The organism is Lacinutrix neustonica, assembly GCF_026625145.1.
GTDB classification, from domain to species: domain Bacteria; phylum Bacteroidota; class Bacteroidia; order Flavobacteriales; family Flavobacteriaceae; genus Lacinutrix; species Lacinutrix neustonica.
Genome location: NZ_CP113088.1, coordinates 3,096,722 through 3,112,493, shown reverse-complemented (window position 1 = coordinate 3,112,493; position 15,772 = coordinate 3,096,722). Strand labels below are relative to the sequence as shown.

At 35.2% G+C, this 15,772-nt stretch carries 16 protein-coding genes and 3 pseudogenes; 8 read left to right on the top strand and 11 right to left on the bottom strand.

What is annotated here, in order from left to right; all coding sequences use genetic code 11:
* Positions 1–2: 2 nt before the first annotated feature.
* The 7 genes and pseudogenes from N7U66_RS16815 to N7U66_RS16785 all read left to right on the top strand — a co-directional run bounded on the left by N7U66_RS16815 (position 3) and on the right by N7U66_RS16785 (position 4,960).
* Complete coding sequence (locus N7U66_RS16815) at positions 3–572, top strand: conjugal transfer protein (RefSeq protein ID WP_267676204.1); 570 nt, start codon at positions 3–5, stop codon at positions 570–572.
* Between the two features lie 2 nt (positions 573–574).
* Positions 575–1,418: pseudogene (locus N7U66_RS16810) on the top strand (hypothetical protein).
* An 11-nt stretch (positions 1,419–1,429) separates the two neighbouring features.
* The gene (locus N7U66_RS16805) at positions 1,430–2,044 is read left to right on the top strand and encodes a conjugal transfer protein TraK (protein ID WP_267676203.1); all 615 of its coding nucleotides are present in this window, start codon (positions 1,430–1,432) and stop codon (positions 2,042–2,044) included.
* Positions 2,045–2,074: 30 nt separating this feature from the next.
* Positions 2,075–3,004: a conjugative transposon protein TraM gene (gene traM, locus N7U66_RS16800; RefSeq protein ID WP_267676202.1), complete on the top strand. Its 930-nt coding sequence runs from the start codon at positions 2,075–2,077 to the stop codon at positions 3,002–3,004.
* Positions 3,001–3,830, top strand: a pseudogene (locus N7U66_RS16795) (DUF4138 domain-containing protein). Before traM ends, N7U66_RS16795 begins: the two are co-directional and overlap by 4 nt.
* 70 nt (positions 3,831–3,900) lie before the next feature.
* Positions 3,901–4,200, top strand: coding sequence for a nuclear transport factor 2 family protein (locus N7U66_RS16790; protein WP_267676201.1), 300 nt, complete (start codon positions 3,901–3,903; stop codon positions 4,198–4,200).
* 100 nt (positions 4,201–4,300) lie between these two features.
* A complete protein-coding gene (locus N7U66_RS16785) occupies positions 4,301–4,960 on the top strand; it encodes a DNA-methyltransferase (RefSeq protein ID WP_267676200.1) in 660 nt (219 codons plus the stop codon).
* 9 nt (positions 4,961–4,969) lie between these two features.
* On the opposite strand, the gene N7U66_RS16780 is transcribed toward N7U66_RS16785, so the two are convergent.
* The 9 genes from N7U66_RS16780 to N7U66_RS16745 form a co-directional block, all read right to left on the bottom strand.
* Positions 4,970–5,662, bottom strand: coding sequence for a hypothetical protein (locus N7U66_RS16780; RefSeq protein WP_267676199.1), 693 nt, complete (start codon positions 5,660–5,662; stop codon positions 4,970–4,972).
* A 113-nt stretch (positions 5,663–5,775) separates the two neighbouring features.
* A complete protein-coding gene (locus tag N7U66_RS16775) occupies positions 5,776–6,786 on the bottom strand; it encodes a toll/interleukin-1 receptor domain-containing protein (RefSeq protein WP_267676198.1) in 1,011 nt (336 codons plus the stop codon).
* Positions 6,787–6,791: 5 nt separating this feature from the next.
* Positions 6,792–7,154, bottom strand: a complete 363-nt coding sequence (locus N7U66_RS16770) for a hypothetical protein (protein ID WP_267676197.1) — start codon at positions 7,152–7,154, stop codon at positions 6,792–6,794.
* An 11-nt stretch (positions 7,155–7,165) separates the two neighbouring features.
* Positions 7,166–8,200 carry an LbetaH domain-containing protein gene (locus N7U66_RS16765; protein WP_267676196.1) on the bottom strand — a complete coding sequence of 345 codons (1,035 nt, stop codon included), beginning with the start codon at positions 8,198–8,200 and terminating at the stop codon, positions 7,166–7,168.
* A gap of 3 nt (positions 8,201–8,203) precedes the next feature.
* Entirely contained in the window at positions 8,204–9,649 is a 1,446-nt protein-coding gene (locus N7U66_RS16760) for a hypothetical protein (RefSeq protein ID WP_267676195.1), read from the bottom strand.
* Complete coding sequence (locus N7U66_RS16755; RefSeq protein WP_267676194.1) at positions 9,609–10,127, bottom strand: hypothetical protein; 519 nt, start codon at positions 10,125–10,127, stop codon at positions 9,609–9,611. The genes N7U66_RS16760 and N7U66_RS16755 overlap by 41 nt, the downstream gene beginning before the upstream one ends.
* Before the next feature lie 18 nt (positions 10,128–10,145).
* Positions 10,146–11,132, bottom strand: a complete 987-nt coding sequence (locus N7U66_RS16750) for a type II toxin-antitoxin system HipA family toxin (RefSeq protein ID WP_313791296.1) — start codon at positions 11,130–11,132, stop codon at positions 10,146–10,148.
* A gap of 7 nt (positions 11,133–11,139) precedes the next feature.
* A complete protein-coding gene (locus N7U66_RS22255) occupies positions 11,140–11,397 on the bottom strand; it encodes a hypothetical protein (protein ID WP_313791295.1) in 258 nt (85 codons plus the stop codon).
* Between the two features lie 5 nt (positions 11,398–11,402).
* Positions 11,403–11,690, bottom strand: coding sequence for a helix-turn-helix transcriptional regulator (locus N7U66_RS16745; protein WP_267676193.1), 288 nt, complete (start codon positions 11,688–11,690; stop codon positions 11,403–11,405).
* A 55-nt stretch (positions 11,691–11,745) separates the two neighbouring features.
* Here N7U66_RS16745 and N7U66_RS16740 point away from each other — a divergent pair, with 55 nt between their 5' ends.
* The gene (locus tag N7U66_RS16740) at positions 11,746–13,146 is read left to right on the top strand and encodes a hypothetical protein (RefSeq protein ID WP_267676192.1); all 1,401 of its coding nucleotides are present in this window, start codon (positions 11,746–11,748) and stop codon (positions 13,144–13,146) included.
* Positions 13,147–13,148: 2 nt separating this feature from the next.
* On the opposite strand, the pseudogene N7U66_RS16735 reads toward N7U66_RS16740, so the two are convergent.
* A pseudogene (locus N7U66_RS16735) lies at positions 13,149–14,730 on the bottom strand (type IV secretory system conjugative DNA transfer family protein).
* Between the two features lie 5 nt (positions 14,731–14,735).
* A complete protein-coding gene (mobB, locus tag N7U66_RS16730; RefSeq protein WP_267676191.1) occupies positions 14,736–15,767 on the bottom strand; it encodes a MobB family relaxase in 1,032 nt (343 codons plus the stop codon).
* Between the last annotated feature and the right edge of the window lie 5 nt (positions 15,768–15,772).

The following is a 15,772-nucleotide window of genomic DNA, read 5'->3' as shown; positions in this document are numbered from 1 at the left end:
TTATGAAATCAAAAATCTTAGTACTCGCAATAGCATTGCTGTTTAGCTTAAATATCAAAGCCCAAGGAATGCCCACTTATGACAATACCAATTTTATCAGCTTGGTAAAACAACTCATAGAATCTGGTAAACAGACAGCTCAAATGATTAAGTCCGTAAAATTCTTGAAAGATGCAAAAGAGGCAATAGAGAAAGTATCTAGTGTGGTGCAACAATTAAATGCTGTTCAAGAAATTGGACAAAACAACCAGCGCCTTATTAATGTAATGCAAAACGATTTGCAGGATATTTTGAACTCGCCTTACATCAAACCGGAGGAAGTCAGTCGAGTTGTGGAATCATTCGATGCCATAGTCCAAAACTCTTTGAATACGGTTGACTTTATTGACGAAATCCTATCAAGCGATTATTTAAAAATGAGCGATGCCGAACGTGCAGAAATTTTGAAAGCAAAAGAATTGGAATCAAGGGAAATGGTTTCTAACATCACTACGAAAACAAAACGCTATCGTGACATTATTTCCTTCAGAAAAATGCAAGATAAAGTCAATAATCGCGAAACAGAATATTAAAAATGACCGCAACCATTCTTTTAGGAATCGGACTGGAATATATAGATACGGTTTTCCGGACCATACAGAACAGTAGTTTCTCGCAATACACAATTGCCGGAATGAAAACACTCGCTGTCTTGTTCTTTCCGGTCAATATACTTAAAAAATACAATGAAGGTATTGCGGACAAAGATGGTTACACGTGGGGATTGAGTCCTGGCGAATTGGCGAAGAATTTTGCAATTGTTCTTCTCGGTCATTTTTTCTACACAAGTACTCGGTTTTTTTGATAGCATACTTGTTTCCATCGAAGCACAGTATCGTGGCACAGCACCAGCTCTATTGCCATTACAGATGCAGGACATTCCCATTGAAGAAGACGTGAGTATAATCGAGGTTGCACAAGCCGCAATGACGCTCTTATATGAAGCCTTGGTAACACCACTTTACGGATTCAAAATATTTGCATTTATTATCAGCCTTTTTCTTTGGATTTTAGATTTGTTCATCTACCCGCTATTTCTTGCAGAGCGCTATTTTCTATTGGGTATAATGCAAGCATTTTTTCCGTTGGTCATAAGTCTTGCGGTATTTGAAAAATTCCGCTCTTTAGCCTATACATTCTTCAAATTGTATGCTGCGGTCTATATGCTTGTGCCTGCCTTCTTTTTGGTCAACATATTTGTAAATGCGCTCTACACGGAAATCAATACAAACTTCCGGACCAATCTATTCGGGACAGATGTAGGCCAGGGCTTTTTTGCACCTGTGGTGCAGCTCGGCTCAGTAGGTTTTATCGTTTTCCTAAAATTCAAACTCTATAGACGCGCCACGTCCTTTACGCTGAGATTGTTTACCAACTAATTCAATTAAGAATGAAAACACCATACAAGAATATCTATAACGTCTTAAAATTAAATCGATTTATCGTTTTAGCAGTCGTTGTCTGTGCATTGCTGTCCAGCACCTTATCCCTTTGGATGGCATTCAATACAAATCAAAAAGCGCTCAATAGTGCCTTTGCAATCAATACCGACGGCAGTATTATTCCGCTGAAGCTCGTTACACAAAAAGAAAATTTTAAGGTTGAAGCTTTGGCACATTTAGACCTCTTCCATAACTATTTCTATAACATCGATGCCAGTAACTATGAACGGAATCTAGAAAAGGCGCTGTGGCTAGGTAATAGTTCTGTGGACAACCTGTACCGTCAGAAAAAAGCTGATGGTGTCTATAACCGATTACTGCAATACTCGTTAGTTCAGAAAGTACTGAGTATTGATTCACAAATCGAAGAACAAAACGGAACATATGTCTTTAGAACGATTACCGTTTTCGAAATAAATCGAGGTTCAATAATAGACACTTACGAACTTGTTTCTACCGGAAACTTAATTCCAGTTGACAGAAATTTTCCTAATAATCCACACGGATTGTTAATTACAAACTATTTCGAGAACACCTTAAAAAAATTAAACGATGAAAATTGAGCCGATAATCGGCATTTAAAAACCACGATTATGAAAGTAGAAAAAAATAAAATAGTCTTTGCAGCTGTGTTAGTCGTTGTTTTCATATTCCTAATTTCCTATTCTGTAATGGTAATGGGCGATGATGAAAGTGAAAATGAAAATCTTGAACAGACCCTGATACCCGATTTGGAAGAAAACCAAAAAGAGTATGATTCTAAACTGGATGCCATCAACGATTTAAAAGAAGTTCGCGAGAACAATGCACCAAGCATCTATGATGAAAAATTGATTGATTCTTTGGGTTTCTATGACCCGGATTTACCGGAACGTGAAAAAGAACGTATTGTAGATAGTATTTATGATGCTGGCAAGATTCAATACTCTGAAAAGCGATATCAAAACTTTGGGCAAAAGAAAGTTGCTCAAAAAAATCCCCAACAAATTGATTCTGCTGAAATAAGGCGAGAACAAAAAATTGAAGTTAAAGAATTAGGGTTGGAACATCAACTTTTCTTTGCTGCTTCACCTAAACCCAATGAAGTTTCTATCATCGGCAATACAGATGAAACCATTTACGTGGTTGTCGATGGCGACCAGGTTGTAAAAGCAAATACTAGATTACGAATGCGCCTTACCAAAGCTGCAACAATCAATAATAAACTGATGCCAAAGAATACACCAGTTTTTGGGTTTATAAGTTTTCAGCCGAATCGTGCTTTAATAGAGATTGAAAACATAAAGCATCATCCCACCAAACTAAAAGCGTTTGATTTACTGGATGGTAGTGAAGGTATCTATGTGCAAAACAATTTTCGGGCAGAAGCCACAACAGAAGTTTTGGATGATGTCATCGGTGACATCAATATTCCTACTGTCCCACAAGTTGGCGGTATTACAAAGGTGCTAAGACGAAGTAACCGTAATGTAAAGGTTACGGTATTGAATAATTACAGATTAATTCTAAAACCTAAATTATGAGAACATATATTCTAATATTGACGTTGTTGATTTCCGCTTTTGCGAAAGCACAAACAACAAAAGTGCTCGACACCATTTACGCAAACGACACAAAGAATGTAGCACTATTTTTTCCGAACCCATACGACAAGGTATAACTGGTTCAGATAACTTCATTTTTACATACAATCGTGAAAATGAACAGTATTTTGGGTTGCTACAAGCAAAACCAGGAAAAGAAAGTAATCTACTGGTAGTCAACAGAAATGGTTCAATTTTTTCGTATATTGTAAGGTATAAAGCGCAGCTTTCTAGGCTTAATTATTTCATACCGTTATCAAGTAGTATTGGGAACGAAAAGCCATTAGTAACCGATTCAATTCAGACTGTAACTTCTGAAGAAAGTATAGATAACAGAACGTATTATTATCAAAAATTCTGTTCTTACCTTCTCGATAGAAATCAGCATATCGGTCGGATTAAAAAGCGAAACGAAGGTATTGTTTTGAGCGTTGAGAATATTGTTTTTGATAAAGAAGAACTCTACTTCGTTATCCAGATTGAAAATAATTCTACCTTGGATTACAACTTGAATTTCTTGAACCTTTCAATTGAAACTCGGCAAAAAGGAAAAAGAAAATCTTTACAGCGTCTCTATCAAGAACCGATGTACAAACACAATCTACCTTCTAAAATTTCGGAAAATGAAACGGTAAGATTCGTTTATGTGTTGCCCAAATTTTCATTATCTGATGACCGTAGGGCAATTTTAGAATTGAACGAGAAAGATGGCGAACGCAATATAAAACTGAAAATATCGCATAGGCATATCAATAACCCAAATTAATAATATTATGAAGAATTTAGTCATTTGCTCACTCGTACTTTTATTTATTTCCTGTTCAGGAAATAAGAATATGTCCCACACAGAAACCGCAGAAATTGTTGCGAAAAGCTTTTTCTCTAAAGATGAATCCACATTAAAAAAGCATACGACATCAGAAGGTTATGCCAGTTTGATTACGGTTCAAAATATGCTGCCAGATTCCGATAAAGAAATCGAAGTAGAAATCATAGATGAAGCCATTGATGGTGAAATTGCTTGGGTAAGATATAAAACGTCCTATGATGGAAAGACAGGTATCTTTAAACTCGTCAAAGAAAATGACCAATGGAAAGTGACTAATAAAGGACCGAGGGAAAAGGGGTCTTTTTAAAAATTCACACACTATTTATTAAATTAATTATTCGGTATCAAAAAGATACCGAAAAGCCATAACTATGTTCTAATTGCAACGTAATCTTACTGTAATACAAATGCAAAAAATAATAAATATAGACTGGAATATCGGTATTAAGTCTGTCGCTGAAGGTAGCGTGGACTTGGTACTGACAGATCCACCTTATGGCATAAATTATAGAAGCAATAAGAGAGGTAAGAGACATAAAAAAATGCAAAACGACAACAATTTAGACTGGTTAGATAAATGGGTGATAGAACTAAAGCGTGTATGCAAAAATGAAGCTCATCTTTATGTATTCTGTTCTTGGCATAATGTGGAAGTATTTAAGTTTTTCCTTGGAAAAGAATTTAGAATAAAAAACATCTTAATATGGGAAAAGGAAAACCACGGAACTGGTGACCTAAAAGGTGATTACGCACCAAAATATGAAATGATAATCTTCTGCAGTAATGGAAGTAAAAAATTGAACGGTAAACGCGATTGTAATATTTTAAAATCTGCCAAAACCAAAAATAATAACCATCCTACAGAAAAGCCTGTTGACCTAATAAGCTACCTAATCGAGAAAAGCACAGATCCTGGGGATTTAGTATTGGACACTTTTGGTGGAAGCTGCTCAACGGCTATTGCCAGCAAGCAAACTGGTAGAAACTGTATTGTTTTTGAGATTGAGGTTGACTATTGCAACAACGGTCGCAAAAATTTGGCAGGTGCTTCTAAGCGGTTATTTTAATAAATAAAGTTAAATTTTACTATCAGCAGATAGACTTTCTTTTATCAAATTTACATGCCAAACTAGTCTTTCATAGGAACCATTATCCAATGCTCTCTGTCCAGTAAGCATACTACTAAAAAAGAACGGATTGTTTTTGTAAAAATATGTTCCCGGACGTTCATTCCATATAAAGTCATACCCAATCCAATGTTTAGGTTTTTTTGGTTCGTCTTTCTTCCTATATCGACCTAATAGGTCTCTTGCAAATGAATTGGTGACAACAAAAATTCTTGGATTATCATTGTCAATCAAATAGTCAAGAACAGTTTTTGTAATCATACATTGTTTATAAATAAAATCCTTACCGCGTTCTGTTTTTAATAATCCTTTTACTTTTTTTTGATTTGTTTCTCTATTATATAGTATATCAAGGTGTCCCCAATTTAGCCCTGTTTTTCTCGCTACATCAAAAAACTTTTTAAAATATCGATATTCCTTAGATTCGTCGTATGTAAGTTTGTAAAATTCGCAATTAATATCATCTTTCTCAATCAATTTCAATCTTACTTTTTTAATCATTGATGGGTTTATTCCAATAAATATTATACCGTTATCGGGTACTTCTGCGATTGAATTAGGTGAAAATTTACAGTAGTCTTCAGCTTTAAATTCTTGCCAAAGTGCATTCACTTTGGTCTCAATTAAATCTCTAATATTCATTTAAAAAATCAGAATAATTAAAAGACGTTCTTGCGGAAATGTTTTGATTATAGTCGGCACTTAGCTGAAATATAAGTTCAAATCGAGAACTTCTTCCCAAAATATCTTATTCATTATTGAAAATGGTGCGTCTTCATATTCGTTTTCGAATTGTTCTTCAAATTCGGTGATAAATCCCTTTTCATAAAAGATGATAATTCATCCAAAAGCAACTCTAAATTTTCCATTTTTCTCGTTCGACTAAAGCTTGCTTCGAGTTCTTCATTTATATAATCATTCGCTAAGGCTTCATCCAAATTTACTCTATATGCCAAAGCTTCAATATTAATATCTTTATCAGCATATGTTTTAAAAATTATACCAATTATTATAGGGTGAAAACCTGATAATGCCTTATTAACTTTTACTGTCAACGCCTTGAATTCTTCAAAATCGGTTGTATCACTATACTTCTTAACTATAGTACTTACCTCGCTTTTATCTTTTGCCTTTTTTAATTCTTCAACCAAATCCTCTAACTCAGATTTTTCTTCAATAAGCTTAGTAAGGGTAGTTTCAAGTTCATCATTTTCTTGAATTAGTTCATCATATACTTCACGGTCCAATGGATTTGGAAACGGATTTTCTTTTAAATACTTTTTAGTTTTTAAAACAAATTCTTTCTTCTTGGTTGTCCAGCGGTCACTTTTAATTTCTGAGATAGGTATATCTAGAGTTTCTTGAAGAATATCTTTGATTCTATCCAAACTTTTTTCATCCAAAAGCTTTTCAATTTGTATTGGCTCTTGAATTACACCAACCGTTTTATAATTAATCGGTTCTAAAATCAATGGAATGACCTCTGCGGAAGCGACCCAGCCTGCGCCCATTTCATTCATACAAACTTCACTCTCTTTATAGTTAGATGAAATAATAAGAAAATTGATTTTCGCTTGTTGCAACGCGTCTAAAATTGAATTACGCCAATCGGTACCAGACTTAATCTTAGTGCCATCAGTACTAGTGCAAAAAATATTATTAATTGGTACACTGAGAGCTCCGTGCAATATCAAATCAATAAAATTATCTACTATTTGTTTATCTTTTCCTGAATGGCTGATGAATATATCTTTATTTTCTGTCATAAAATTTATTTGTTTTCTTGTGTAAAATAAAGTGCTTCATCTACTAATTTTACTACATCTTCAGAATTATTAGCACTCTGCAGCTCTTCTAAAAACTTATATAATGCCTGTTCATTTACGTTATCTAAATCGAGATGTTTAATCATCAACTTTGTCGCATTTGCGAGTCTTACTTTTATTTCTTTAAGCTGTTTTGCAGCACTACCGTGAAACTTAAATCCTTTTCCGTTTTCGGCATTGATAAGATTGAGAAGTTCCATTTTAGAAGCACGTCTTTTTCGTCTATCGAATCGTAACCCTCTGTTGAGATAAGCTTCATAAAGCATTCCTTTGGTTTCGTTTGTTTTATCTTCATTTTCTAGTTTCATAAATTATATGTTTAAGTGATTCCTTTTTCTTTTTTGAATGCCTCTAGATAGGGAACCAAATGGTCCGGCTCTTTTCCTTCAAAATATTCTAAAATGAGAGGGTTTTTGGCAAAAAAGTGACTGGTAAACTTTATCCAGTCATCAACCGAAAAATCACCATTGATTTTAAATAGTTTTTTAGACATACTCTTTACCTGATATTCACCTTTTACTTTACTATTAAAGTTGTTCTCTCTTCTCTCATAATACTCGGCTTCTGTATAAAACTGAATCGCTCCATCAAAATGACGGAATGTTTCTTTATCTAAATCATATTCAGCGTGAACATATCGTACTGGAAAATAGGAATTCCCTTCAATTTTTATTGTGACATTAGGTTGTTTGAACTCTAAAGCTTGGAAAACTTTTATTTTTTCATAGGAATACCAATAGACATCCAACGCAAAAGCACTTGCAAATACAAAGTCCAATTCAAACTCATTTAAATATTGAGGTGGTCTTAAGTTGGTAACACCGTCTTTAATTGTGGCTATATTTTCAGAAAAGTTTGCGCCGTACCAGGTATCTTCTTCAATTAAAATAGGACCTTCGGTATCGATGCGTACTCTATTTAAATCTAAGGCAAGAGAAACTTCATTTTCTTGAAAATCGTGACGCCAAAAGTGGTCTATAAACCTTGGGGCGAAGTTATTGTTCTCATAAAAGCCTCTTCTATAATAACTGTTCGCAAATATGATATAGTTATCTGCGAACAAAGCGCCTTCTGAAAATGATTTTTTAGTATAGGTTTTAAGCAAATGATGAAAATCAAAAAGTCCCTCTTTATCAGTTGTTATTTCAGGATTGATTTTAAGTACAATATCTTTAGAATTACAGAGTATTCCAAGACCTTGTTGATAGTCAAAATTTGAAGAGTTTAGGTCAATTTCAAACTGTTTACAATAGTCAATAAAAGCTTTGATGAGGCTCTTGTTTTTTTCTAACTCGTCTGCTTTCTCTTGTGCTAAATAGGCAAGATGTCTTTTAATTCTTTCTTCTCTATCCATCTCTTAATACTCTTTTAATTTAGCTACTCTGTTAATACGAGAGAGGTAGTGAATATTCTTTGTGTCTTTTACATCTTGCTTTAAAGCTAGTTCAATATTCTCCATCAATCCTCGAACTGGATTTAAACTTCTTAAAGGTTTTTTGCCCAATAATTTCAGTATGAATAACATAGGTCCAGTGGGCGTGCCACTTGCCACACCAAGAGCTAGATTAAGAGTTTGGGCACTTAAGTCTACAATGACGCCTGTTTTTCTTTGGGCTTTCAAAAACTTTTGAACCTCGGTATTATACAATTCAACTTTTTGCTTCTGTTCTTCGGGATTGAGGTCAGCCAAAGCTTCAAGCAACCTCTTGCTATTGGGATATACAATCTCTTTGCTCAGAACTTCTTCTAATTCTAATATTGGTATATAGTCATTAATTTTTACAAGCTCTATGGGTTCTATAAGCGTGTTTCCCTTAATTAGGTTCTGTTCGCCATCAACAAAATTCTTAAGTGAATTGACTGTTGCCCGTTTGTAGAAGTTCAATAAAGTACCCATAGTTTCCGTGTAGGTAGCATCCGTAAATCCGTCTTGTCCTTTTACGGGAAAATAAGTAGCATTTAATGAATTAGAAAGGTGCGCTGCATAAGAAAATACGTTGAGCATAAACTCACTACTCTCACTAATGTTTTCGTGAGGCGGATTGTCAATAATTTTATTTACACCATAAACTGACGCACTTAGAATTCCACCTAATTGCAAAACGTCAAAACTTGCACGCTTAGCAGTAATGGGCCAAGTCAAAGTTTTAAGAAGAAAAGAAGCGTCCATTTTGCTTTTTTTCGCAACTATCTCACTTATAAATTTTAGTTCCTTTATAGATATCCCGTCACCAAATAGGTAATTGTCCGCAGTCTCAACTATGTCACATTGTTGCAAGCAAGCTACAGCTCTTCTAGAAACAATAGCATTGGGTTTTAAAGCATAAACTTCGTCAAGAAACTTTCTGTCATAGCGTGAAATATCTTGTATGAGAATTAAGGTGATTCGTTCTCGCAGAATTAATTCTAGAAAATCTGACCTTTTTATGGATAGCTGTTTGAACCAATCGTCCATATTTTTAGTTATGGGTGGCGATAAGAATATGCGTTGGTATAATAAGATACAATAGCGTAAATCTACATTTGGAAAGACGCTAAAGTCAATGTAGCAGGTATATTCATCTTCGCTGAGAAAGAAGAGACCATTTTTTCTAAAATTACCTTCGTAAATAGTATTGATATTATCGTACCAGATTGATTCATCACGCTGGATAAATTTCGGTATATCTCGCCCCAAATGATTACAATAGTAAACAGCGGCTTCATCTTTTGAAAACCCATTTTTATTAATTGGCTGGCTTTCAAGTTCGTCGATGTGTATTCTAAATTCCGAGACCACTTTGGTGTCTCTTGAGGAAGTCAATAAGACCTCCTTCCTGAAACCTAGTCAAAAACTGCCATTTTTTGACACCGCTTTGTTCAATCCAATAGTTAGCTATATGAATGTTTAATATACCTCGTTCATCCGTGATTTTGTAAAAATTTACATATGGGAACTTGGACATTAACATATCTGCCCATCGAGACATTGGCATCAATACACCTTGCATTCCTTTAGGGATGTCTTTATCCTCTAAACTTGGAACTAATTTAGTTTTACCTTTTGGTTTCCTTGTAGAAATTGTAACCGAAAGGAAAAGAGGTTTGATGGATTTTTCAAATTCTTCTTCAATAGTAACAAAATCAACCTTTCTATTTTTAATATGAATTATGAAAGAGCCATCTGAAGTTTGATGAATCAAAGTTTGAAGTTCGGGATATTTTGCACGTAAGTTTAAGTCCGTTTTACGAACCAACCCATAATTTTTCTGCTCATCGTTTTTAATTGATATGTAACCCATCTAATTTTCTTGCTTCTCTTACCACTTGAAAGCCCCAGCCATCAATTCTATTTCTGCGTTTTTGATTCCTATTTTATTTGATATACTTTTCCAATTCTTGACTGCAGATAGCACTTCACCTATAATCGTTTCCATCTCTTTTTCGCTTAAGCGAAAATACATCCCTACACTTCTAGCCAAATCATAGTCCAAAGCATTATCGTCCATATCTATATTTAGAGATAGACCATCTTTTTCTATTGAAGGATTTAAATCGTAAGCTGGGGAAAGTATCCATCCTTTCTCTGTTAGTATAAATCCGTGATTTCGTAGATGGTCATCCGTATTTGAAATGGCAATATTAAATACAATCCGCCTCCAAAGCTGGTGTAAATTTGTCTCGACATCTGCACCATAATTTTCTATAAACTCAACTATTTCTAAATAACTAGGTGTTGTATCTCTGATAATATCTTCTGTATTTCCGGTCATTGTCATTGCTGATGCAAAGTGGATTCGTTTACCATTATCCCTATCAAATCGTTTGGTCAGGAACGTATGGTTTTGACCGCTTATATTTTCAATTTTAGATTCTGCCATTTCTATGCCGGAAGCAATGGCCAATTTATAGGCTAAAAATTCCCAAGCTGCTTTATCCACTACATCCGTTTTAGAAGGAAATTTAGCAATCCATAAGTTCTTTTGAGCATCAAGTATATTAGCCTTTGGTCTTGCACCTCCTAAAGATGAACCAGGTGCAATTAAAACTGCTATCCATTTTCTAACCGCATCACTTTGTTCATCATTTTCTAACTGATTTACTGCTTCTTGAAGCTCGCCAAGTGATGACCAGGGTGGTGTTGGATTGTGCGCATCATTATCTAAAAAAGGGCCTTCCAATTCAGTTTTAAATCGCAACGCACCCATTCTGCTTTCGTCATATACACCGAGCAGATAATCTATTTCATACAGCGTTTCTGCTTTTTCATTCTTGGCTCTAGCATTTTGAGCAGCCCTACGCTTCATTAAAGTCTTACCCCAAGTGTCTCGGCATACTATCTAGAAATATCCCAAAGTTTTCTTTATTGGTAGGATATTGTGGTCCTGAGTAAAAATCTATATCCGGGTCTAACAATCGTTGCGCATCGGTCTTTAACCAATTTTTATCATACTCAAAACTGAACGCCTTTTTCGCTTTTGCGAAATGAGCAGAGAGTGTGCCTATAAGCGTTGGTTCTTCCAAACCAATCCAATCTGCAAAAACGTATATGTCAAATTGTCCTCCAGCCATTTTTCTTATAATAAATCAAGGTCTTGCAGTTTTCTTCCGAATTCGTCATCCACAGCAAGCTTTTTAAAATCATCTTCCAAATTAAGTACCCTGAACACATTAAAATAGGAACCTATGGCAACAGCCGGGTCACCTTTTTCAATTCTGTAAAGTGTGGTACGATTAATACCTGCACGTTCAGAAACCTGCTCTGTCGTGAGCTTTCTTCGTTTTCGCGCCAGCTTGATATTTTCGCCCAAATGTTCAAAAACCTTCTGATACTTCGGTAATAGAATTGTTTTCTTAAGATTCATTTTGTTGCATATTTACCACAAATTTACTATTATTGTTGATAATATGCAACATTTTATGAAATATCCAACAATCGAAAGCGACCTATTGATTCACACAGACAGGAAAGAATTCAAGCTCTATACAGATAAAGTATTGATTGAAAATCTAAAAATAATAAAGCCTCCTATTGAAATTTCTGTAAATGTGGTTTCATCAGATGAGACAGATATAGAAGACAGAGACTGGATTTACAATTCCTCACTTTTTGATTTATACGCTTCCACACCATTTATAGAAAATCACGTTGTACCTGTATCGGAATCACTCACAGACTTTCTTAGTAAGTTCGATTCTTTTCTAGAAATTTTTAAAAGTATGACCCAAATAGAAGGTGTAGAACTCGCGCCATTTTCACTTTACTTTGAACTCGAAAGTGCATACATTCTAAAATTTCTATTTCATCCCATACCTAAAGAAACTGACTATGTAACGATGCTAAAGTCTGCTTTTGAGACAATAGCCCACTTACACCTAGAAAAAGAAAGTGAACTGAAAACCACCATTGAAAATTCGTACTCAAGAAGAAACAATAAAAAGTACTTGACCTTTTTAGGCGATGGCTGGAAAGTGCTTAATCCATTATTGGAAGTTGGGAAAGAAATTACTCAAACTTATAGGAAAGACAGGGATTGGCGTGTTAAGAAACCTCATATAATGCTCAACCAAGATAATTTTATTCGTCGATTTATTTTTGATTCTAATTGGGTATTAGTATTTGACCATCTAGAAACAATGCTAATTCAGCCCAATGACGTAGCATTGTACTCCAATATAGCGGATAGGTGCCTGAACCAGGCTATGGAATTTTACGGAAAAGTTATTTTACCACGCCATAAACAATGGCACGGTAGTTTTCCTTCTTTAGAAAAACAAAAAGAGTATTACGACTATTTTGAAATAATTATTCAGGCGGTCATCTTTGCATATACAGCCTTAGAAGCTTTTGCTAATATCTGCATACCAGCAGGATGGGAATACCAAACAGAAACCAATGGTGTAAAAACTATATATTCCAAAGAAGCTATCGAGCGAAAATTTCAACTTCGGGAAAAGTTTAAAAAAATAATACGTCCCATTTTAAATACTCCCGACCCAAGTCTCGAAAACTGGTGGATGTCTTTTACAGAGCTTGAAAACCTAAGAAACGAAATCATTCATACAAAACAATCCAAGTCTGAAGAACGTTATGCTAAATTGCTTTCTAAATCTGTTTTCGACGTAGTTAAAAACCATAAAAAAATTATCCAGTTTTATGGTGAACACATTTCTAGGTACAAAACTGAGCTCCTTGAAGAATACCCATATGAGTTTGGGTTTGACGATGTCATCCCTGGATTAATGACCAATAAAAACTATTGGAAATCATACAAATCTATTCATAATATTAATTTGGATAAGTCTAATGAAGAAGAATAACTTTAGTTAAATATAGATCGTGCCTCTATATAAATTCTTTCAAAATTTTCCTCCAAATCAGCTTGAGAAAATCGCTTCGATTCTTGTGGGAACTCTCTTTTTATCTTGGCTAACTTGAACTGCACCTTTTTATCCTTACCATCAGCATAGGTAATAAATTCGCCCTGTTTCAATCTAAAAAAAACATCAGCCCGAATTTTTGGAATTTCTTTTTCGCCAGTTGTAATCCTAGTATCAAAATCCAAGTTATGCCCTCGACTAATGCTTTTGGTTGGGTCTTTTATGATTTCGAAAAAGCGTTCGTAATATTTGGCGGTGTCTCGGGTCATTTACCTTACCGAAAAATTGGTAAGACAGGTTACTCAAAATTGCCTTGCTTGCCTTATCGCCATACATCATGTCGTTCTGAATTTTGTCTTGCATCACATAGATGGTGGCAATATCATAACTTCTGAGCGTTGCTGGAATACGGTGCATATTCAATAGTCGAATGGTAGGCGCTTCTTCCATAAGTAGAAAAGACGGTCTCTGACCGCGCACGCTCATTTGCTTTGTAATAGTGTGGATTATGGTGGCAATCACAGGCGAATAAGAGGTTTCGAATTTAGGATTGTTGACGATTGAAATGACTGCTGGATTTTCTTCGCTATTTATATCGAGTGGGACTTCATCTGAGGACAATGCCATAAAAATTCGATGTGTGCTGATTCGTTTCAGAGCATTTGCCAAAGTACTTTTTACACCAGCTGTTTGTCTTTCGGAATCCTTACCACTAATAAAAGCATCTGCCATTGCTCGCGATGTAGTATTGGTTTCCAAAAACTGGATGAGACTATCGGTGTCGAGATATTGATAAATGGCAATCAAATGGGGAAGCGTGCAGAATTGTGGATAGGTAGTTTTGAGTTTCCAAATCAATCCACCAATCAAACCTTCCGCAGCATCATTAAAGAATTTTGTTGTTCCTGTCGTTCCACTTTCTCTTTGCTCTAAAAGGTTTTCGATTAATACCCGTGAAACCTCATTGACGCTTTCCTCGTTCTCTAAATACCTTGGCGCAATAGGATTTACTCTGTGAATGATTTTATCAAAGGAAATGACCTTAAACGGAATGTCGCTATCCTTGAAAAGTGGGTACGCCATTTCAGTAAGTTCAAAGTCCTTATAATCGTGGATAATTCCGCAAAAACTCTCTTTCCGGAAATGTTTTAGAAATCCATAAACTACACTTTCGGTTTTTCCACTTCCGGCAGAACCGATTATGGATGTGCCCCTTTTGATACTATCCAATTTGAAATTTCCCTTGGTAGTAGCAAAATTGACTTGGTATTTGCTTTCGCCATTTTTTGGATTTTCGGTTTTATGCAGAAAAACATACAGTCCTGTATTAATTAATAGTAGTGGACAAACCAAATAAAGCAATATAGACACTAATTCATTTCCTTCAGTAATATAGAGAACGAAGACCGAAAGCATTATGATATTCAATAGAAACGCATATTTACTTACCCGAAACATTGCATAGAAAACAGTACTGGCCGCACCAATAATTGAAAGTGTAGTTATGATATTATCTATCTGCATATTAATTAGATTCCGATGGAACTTGATTTAATGGCCACTTCTACGCCACGTCTTAACCGTTTGAAAACTCGAAGTGCAATTTGTGCTTGACTAACTGGAATACTTGGCACTATCGGCAATCCTGTTTTTGTAATCATTTTAAATGCCAATGCTTTTTCGTTAGCTGGTAATTTCATTAAGGCAGCAAAATAGAGTTTGGGATTTTTTACAAAATCCTTTCGTGCCTTATAGGTTTCTGCAAAGTTTCGTTTATAGCCAAAAGTGTTGTCAAAGGTCTTTTCTGCTTTCTCAAAAAATTTATCTCGGTCAAAACCCCGTTTTACAGTTTCCCCATTCAACTTCACATCAGAAGCTTTGTATTTGCTTCCAGGTGACAAACTGAATCTGTTGGATACATCCTTGCGACTCACGATGATATGGATATGACTTTGGTTTCCATCTTTCGCCATTCCCTGAACTATTCGTTTTCCATTCTGTTGATGTGGTGCTTGTCGTTCTAGTTTGGCGATTTCCTTTTTCATCCTTTTAATATTGCCTTCAGCTCGTCCTTCTTGGATATTTCGTATTTCAGTTTTAAGCTGAAGTATTTTTGTGGCAAAAGGTTGATTTTCCCTAACCTGAAAATCCGTTCCCTTAAAGGTGCGTTGATGCTCTATTTTCGCATAGTACTTTATGTCATCAATACTGACCGGTCGCCCTTTAATTTCTCTATTAAATGAAACCACATAATCCTTCATCAACTCGCGAGTATATCTCTTTAAATCTTCCCTACTGTTCTGAAGTTTTCGCAATTCATATTTCGACGGACTCACGGTAATAGAATAGAATCTTGGTTCGTGTTTTTCCAGTTTAGCTGTGTTACCATCTATTTCTTTTATCACTTCTTCGGCAGAAATCTCATCCCCATATTGGTTGAAAAAATTTTCCATATCCTGTTGTTCCAGTCCCTGATTTTCTTTCTCTAAATAGCCCACAAAATCTGCCGAACTTTTAGAATAGTTACCGCCCATTTTTTGAGGTGTGATGGTGATATACATAGCTA